Origin of the sequence: Curtobacterium sp. MCBA15_013, assembly GCF_001865095.1 — a bacterium.
GTDB lineage: Bacteria > Actinomycetota > Actinomycetes > Actinomycetales > Microbacteriaceae > Curtobacterium.
Window position 1 is genome coordinate 1 of sequence record NZ_MJGQ01000012.1, and the last position, 6089, is coordinate 6089.

The window sequence follows — 6089 nt, forward strand, 5'->3', positions numbered from 1 at the left end:
CCGCGCCTCCTGTCCGTCAGGTGCGTGCGTTACTCGCCGCGCAGCTCCAGGTACTTGGCGATGAGCGCCTTCGTCGAGGAGTCCTGCGCGTCCAGCGCAGCCTGGTCGCCGTCGACCGCCGGAGCGATCTGCAGCGCCAGCTGCTTGCCGAGCTCGACGCCCCACTGGTCGAACGAGTCGATGCCCCAGATGGTGCCCTCGGTGAACACGATGTGCTCGTACAGCGCGATGAGCTGGCCGAGGACGCTCGGGGTGAGCTCCGGCGCGAGGATCGACGTCGACGGCTTGTTGCCGGTGAACGTGCGGGCGGAGACGATGGCCTCGTCCGTGGTGCCCTCGGCGCGGACCTCGTCCGCGGTCTTACCGAACGCGAGCGCCTTCGTCTGCGCGAAGAAGTTCGCGAGGAACAGCGCGTGCACGTCCTGCCCGGACTGCACGGCCTTGCCGTCGCCGGTCTCGTCCTTGAGCGGACGAGCGGGCTTCGCGACCGTGATGAAGTCCGTCGGGATGAGTCGCGTGCCCTGGTGGATGAGCTGGTAGAACGCGTGCTGGCCGTTCGTGCCCGGCTCGCCCCAGAAGACCTCGCCGGTCTCGGTGGTGACGGGCGAGCCGTCCCAGCGGACGCGCTTGCCGTTCGACTCCATGGTGAGCTGCTGCAGGTAGGCGGCGAAGCGGTGCAGGTACTGCGTGTACGGCAGGACCGCGTGGCTCTGCGCGCCGAGGAAGTTCGAGTACCAGACGTTGAGCAGGCCCATCAGGACGGGGACGTTCTGCTCGAGCGGCGTCGTGCGGACGTGCTCGTCGATGGCGTGGAAGCCTGCGAGGAACTGCTCCCAGTTCTCCGGCCCGATGGCGATGACGACGCTCGTGCCGATGGCGGAGTCGACCGAGTAGCGACCGCCCACCCAGTCCCAGAAGCCGAAGGCGTTCTCCGGGTCGATGCCGAACGCGGCGACCTTGTCGAGCGCGGTCGAGACGGCCACGAAGTGCTTCGCGACGGCGTTCGACTTCTCGTCGTCGGAGGCGTCGGTGAGGCCGAGCCGCTCCCAGAGCCACTGCCGCGCGAGGCGGGCGTTCGTCAGCGTCTCGAGCGTGCCGAAGGTCTTCGACGCGACGATGAAGAGCGTCGTCTCGGGGTCGAGGTCCGCGGTCTTCTCGTAGATGTCCGCGGGGTCGATGTTCGAGACGAAGCGCGCCTCGAGCCCGGGCTGCACGTACGGCTTCAGGGCCTCGTAGACCATGACCGGGCCGAGGTCCGAGCCACCGATGCCGATGTTCACGACGGTCTCGATGCGCTTGCCGGTGACACCGGTCCAGGACCCGTCGCGGACCTTCGTGGCGAATGCGTAGACCTTGTCGAGCGTGGCGTGCACGTCGGCGTCGACGTCCTGGCCGTCGACGACGAGCGCCGGCGAGGCACCCTTCGGGCGGCGGAGGGCGGTGTGCAGGACGGCGCGGTCCTCGGTGGCGTTGATGTGCTCACCGGCGAGCATTGCCTGGAAGCGCTCGGCGACGCCGGTGTCCTTCGCGACCTGCAGCAGGTCCTGGAGGATCTCGTCGGTGACGAGGCCCTTCGACAGGTCCACGGTCAGGTCGGCGGCCTGGAACGTGTAGCGCTCGGCACGACCGGGGTCGGTGTCGAACCACCCTCGCAGGTCCGGGGTGAAGCCGTCGGCGATGCCGGCGAGCTTCTTCCAGCCGTCGGTCGATGTGGGGTCGACGGGAGCGGATTCGGTCACTTGGGTCCTCCTGGGATCACCTTCAAGACGTACAAGCCCGCGGGTCACCGCAGCGCTGCGTCGCGGACCGTCTTCGAGCGTAGCGCCGTCCGACGGGTGGCGCGCACCGCCGGACGGGAGGCACGGGGTGCGTTCGCTGCGCGCGTCACCCGGGCAGCGGCGTGAAGCGGCGCAGGCGCAGGCTGTTCGTCACGACGAACACCGACGAGAACGCCATCGCGGCACCCGCGAGCACCGGGTTGAGCAGCCCCGCCATCGCGAGCGGGATCGCCGCCACGTTGTACGCGAACGCCCAGAACAGGTTCCCCTTGATCGTGCGCAGGGTGGCTCGGGACAGCCGGATCGCCTCGGCCACGACCGTCAGGCGGCCGCTGACCACCGTGATGTCGCTCGCTGCGATCGCCGCGTCCGTGCCGGCCCCCATCGCGATGCCGAGGTCGGCAGCGGCGAGGGCTGCGGCGTCGTTCACGCCGTCGCCGACCATCGCCACGCTGCGCCCCTCGGCCTGCAGGCGACGGACGGTCTCGAGCTTCGACGTCGGGGTGGCGCGAGCGTGCACCTCGTCGATGCCGACCGCGGCGGCGACGGCTCGGGCAGCGCCCTCGTTGTCGCCGGTGAGCAGCACCGGGTGCAGGCCGAGCTCCACGAAGCGCCGGACGGCGTCGGCGGCCTCGGGCTTGACCGTGTCCGCGACGACGACCACGCCGAGCGCGCGTCCGCCCGACGCGACGACGACCGCCGTGCCGCCGTCCGCCTCGGCGGCCCGGACCGTCTGCGCCACGGCGTCGGGCACCGTGATCGCCCAGGACGCCTCGAGCCACGCGACGGTCCCGACGAGCACGACCTCGCCGTCGACGACCGCCTGGACGCCGGCGCCGGGCGTCGCGGTGAACTGCGTCGCACCGGCGACGTCGAGTCCGCGGGCCCGTGCGGCCGTGACGATCGCGCGCGCGACCGGGTGCTCGGAGCCGTCCTCGACCGCGGCGGCGAGTCGGAGGACGGCCGCGTCGTCGGTGTCCGGCGTGCCGGTGACCGAGCGGAGGGCCATCGACCCGGTGGTGACCGTGCCGGTCTTGTCGAGGACGATCGTGTCGACGCCGCGGGTCTGTTCGAGGACCTGCGGACCGCCGATGAGGATCCCGAGCTGCGATCCCCGGCCGGTCCCGACGAGCAACGCGGTCGGGGTCGCGAGTCCGAGCGCGCAGGGGCAGGCGATGATGAGCGTGGCCACCGCCGCGGTGAAGGCCGCCGTCAGGGAGCCGCCGACGACGAGCCACCCGACGAAGGCCAGCACCGCGAGCCCGATGACGATCGGGACGAAGACGCCGGACACCCGGTCGGCGAGGCGCTGGACCTCGGCCTTCCCGGTCTGCGCGTCCTCGATGAGACGGCCCATGCGGGCGAGTTCGGTGTCGGCTCCGACCCGGGTGATCGTGACGACGAGCCGCCCGCCGACGTTGATCGTGGCGCCGGTGACGTCGTCGCCCGGGCGGACCTCGACCGGCACGGACTCGCCGGTGAGCATGCTGAGGTCGACGGCCGACGAGCCCTCGCGCACGGTGCCGTCGCTCGGGATCCGCTCCCCCGGCCGCACGACGACCACGTCGCCGACGACGAGCGAGGCGGCGGGCACGCGGGACTCGGTTCCCCCGCGGAGCACCGTCGCGTCCTTCGCCCCGAGTTCGAGCAGGGCGCGGAGCGCGGCCCCGGACTGCTGCTTCGCGCGGGCCTCCATGTACCGCCCGGCGAGGATGAACACGGTCACGGCGGACGCGACCTCGAGGTACAGGTCGCTCGCCTCGGGGTCGGTGGCGAACCACGAGAAGGTCATGTGCATGCCGGGCATCCCGGCGTCACCGAGGAACAGCGCGTACAGCGACCACCCGAACGCCGCCAGGACGCCGACGCTCACGAGGGTGTCCATCGTCGCGGCACCGTGCCGGGCGTTCACCCACGCAGCGCGGTGGAAGGGCAGGGCGCCCCACACGGCCACGGGGGCGGCGAGTGCGAGGGCCAGCCACTGCCAGTTCGGGAACTGCAGCACGGGCACCATCGACAGGACGACGACGGGCACGGCGAGGACGGCCGAGACGACCAGGCGCTGCCGGAGCGCCGCGGACGCATCGTCCTCGCGCGGAGCGGCGGGGTCGTCCGGTGCGGGCGGAGCGGGCACGGACGCCCCGTACCCCGCCGACTCCACGGCCGCGATGAGCGCGCCGGTGTCCGAGCTGCCGGAGACCGTGGCCTTCTCGGTCGCGTAGTTCACGGTCGCCGTGACGCCGGGGAGCTTGCCGAGCTTCCGTTCGATGCGGTTCGCGCACGAGGCGCACGTCATCCCCGTGATGTCGAGTTCGACCGCGCCGTCCGTCACGACCGCACGACCTCGTAGCCGGCCTCGGTGACCGCGGCGCGGAGCGCGTCGGACGCCACCGGGGCGTCGGAGGTCACCGTGACCTCGGACGCACCGCCGGGGACGAGTCGCACCCGGACGTCGGACACGCCGTCGAGCTCGGTGAGGTCCTCGGTGACGCTCATCACGCAGTGGTCGCAGGTCATTCCCTCGACGAGCAGCAGTTCGGTGTTCATGGTGGTTCCCTTCAGGAGCGGACGAGTCGGGCGATGGCCTCGCTGGCTTCGCGGACCTTGGCGTCGGCGGCCTCGCCGCCCTCGGCGACGGCCTCGGCGACGCAGTGCTTGAGGTGGTCCTCGAGCAGCGACAGGGCGACACGCTCGAGCGCCCGGTTCGCTGCGGAGATCTGGGTGAGGACGTCGATGCAGTACGTCTCGTCCTCGACCATGCGGGCGATGCCGCGGACCTGGCCCTCGGCTCGGCGGAGTCGCTTGAGCAGGTCGTCCTTGTCGCCGATGTAGCCGACGTGTTCGTGCATGCTGGCCTCCGTCATGGTCAATACGGTACCCCCCTAGGGTATTCCCTGACGCCGAACGCGCAACCATGGCAGGATGCGCCCATGACCGAGGCGGCGACGAACGGCTTCCGCAGGCTGCGGTTCGCGGACGCCGACGGCTCGGACTACTCCGACATCTTCGAGGCCGAGTACCACGGCTCGGACTTCGCCTCCGACACGTTCGCGACCGAGGACGCCCGCTACGAGTACACGGTCGTGGGCGACGACGACCTGACGCTCCGCACGATGCGCGCCGAGGGCGGGAAGCGCGGTGGCGTCATCGGCCCGCGGGACGACCACGTCGTGTTCTGGCTCACCAGGGGCCAGCTCGAGATGCACTTCGCGGACCGCTCCCGCGTGGTGGAGCCCGGGAGCCCGTACATCGCCTCGGCGTCCGAGGCCTACCGCTTCGAGTCCACGGGCACGGTCTACAACGGCGTGCACATCGCCGACCGGTTCCTCCGCACGGTGGGGCGGGACCTCGGCTTCGCCCTCCCCGACGGGCCGCTCCTGTTCGAGCAGCAGGACGAGGCCGTCGCGCGCCAGGAACCCCTCCGCCACCTCGTCCGCGAGATCGGCCCGATGCTCGTCGACGACCGCGTGCTCGGGCCGATGCGGACGGCCCTCAACCGGCGGCTCGCCGTCGTCGTCCTCGACACCTTCCCGCTCCGGAACCGCGGATCGGACGTCCCGGTGGCGAACCGTCTGCGGGACGCGGTGCGGTTCATCGAGGAGCACGCCGCCGAACGCCCCTCGGTCCCCGAGATCGCCGCCGCGTGCGGGCTCAGCCAGCGGGGGCTGCAGGACGTCTTCGCGCGGACGCTCGACTCGACCCCGCACCGGTTCCTCCGCGACCACCGGCTCGACCGCGTCCGACGCGAGCTCCTGCACTCGGACGGCGACGAGAGCGTCACCGAGATCGCCCGACGCTGGGGCTTCACGAACCACGGCCGCCTCGCCGGCGCGTACCGCGACCGGTACGGCGAGGACCCGGCCACGACGCTCCGCTCGTCGCGTGCCGCCAAGCCGGGCCGCGCCTCCTGGCGGCTCCGCCGGGCCGTCGAGTTCATCGAGTCGCACCCCGACGAACCGGTGACGCTGCAGGCGATCGCGGACGCGGCGGGCGTGCGTCCGCGCCGGCTCCAGCAGCTCTTCCTGGAGGAACGGGGCGAGTCCCCGATGGCGGCCGTGCGGTCGATCCGTGGTGCTGCAGGACGCAACCAGACGGACGGAATCAGCGCAGTCCGCTGAACGTCCCACCAGCCGGGGTACGGAAACACCGGCATCCGGCGGTGTCTCTGAAAAGTTCCTGAATCCGATCACCTCCGTGTGACGAACGTCTGGTGGGCCCCGTCTCATCCGTGAACAGCAACCGCTGGGATCGCCCGGCGGGTCTACGGAAGGAACGAACATGGCTGACACGACGACCACCACGACTGCTTCG

Annotated in this window: 5 protein-coding genes; 1 reads left to right on the forward strand and 4 read right to left on the reverse strand. The window is 71.5% G+C overall.

Features of this window, described 5'->3' with window-relative positions; all coding sequences use genetic code 11:
- Window positions 1-29: 29 nt before the first annotated feature.
- The 4 genes from pgi to BIV01_RS08770 all read right to left on the reverse strand — a co-directional run bounded on the left by pgi (window position 30) and on the right by BIV01_RS08770 (window position 4642).
- Window positions 30-1739 (reverse strand): glucose-6-phosphate isomerase, encoded by a 1710-nt coding sequence (pgi, locus tag BIV01_RS08755; RefSeq protein WP_071302585.1) that lies wholly within the window; start codon window positions 1737-1739, stop codon window positions 30-32.
- Window positions 1740-1884: 145 nt separating this feature from the next.
- Window positions 1885-4110 carry a heavy metal translocating P-type ATPase gene (locus tag BIV01_RS08760; protein WP_071302586.1) on the reverse strand — a complete coding sequence of 742 codons (2226 nt, stop codon included), beginning with the start codon at window positions 4108-4110 and terminating at the stop codon, window positions 1885-1887.
- On the reverse strand, window positions 4107-4325 hold the full coding sequence (locus tag BIV01_RS08765; protein ID WP_071302587.1) for a heavy-metal-associated domain-containing protein: 219 nt from the start codon (window positions 4323-4325) through the stop codon (window positions 4107-4109). The genes BIV01_RS08760 and BIV01_RS08765 overlap by 4 nt, the downstream gene beginning before the upstream one ends.
- 11 nt (window positions 4326-4336) lie before the next feature.
- Window positions 4337-4642, reverse strand: coding sequence for a metal-sensitive transcriptional regulator (locus BIV01_RS08770; RefSeq protein WP_139199276.1), 306 nt, complete (start codon window positions 4640-4642; stop codon window positions 4337-4339).
- A 66-nt stretch (window positions 4643-4708) separates the two neighbouring features.
- On the opposite strand from BIV01_RS08770, the gene BIV01_RS08775 reads away from it, so the two are divergent.
- On the forward strand, window positions 4709-5896 hold the full coding sequence (locus tag BIV01_RS08775; RefSeq protein WP_071302588.1) for a helix-turn-helix domain-containing protein: 1188 nt from the start codon (window positions 4709-4711) through the stop codon (window positions 5894-5896).
- Window positions 5897-6089: the final 193 nt, after the last annotated feature.

Bases quoted from the DNA above. Each gene is read 5' to 3' on its own strand.
- BIV01_RS08770 (WP_139199276.1), bottom strand. From the start codon at position 4,642: ATGACGGAGGCCAGCATGCACGAACACGTCGGCTACATCGGCGACAAG.
- BIV01_RS08775 (WP_071302588.1), top strand. From the start codon at position 4,709: ATGACCGAGGCGGCGACGAACGGCTTCCGCAGGCTGCGGTTCGCGGAC.
- BIV01_RS08765 (WP_071302587.1), bottom strand. From the start codon at position 4,325: ATGAACACCGAACTGCTGCTCGTCGAGGGAATGACCTGCGACCACTGC.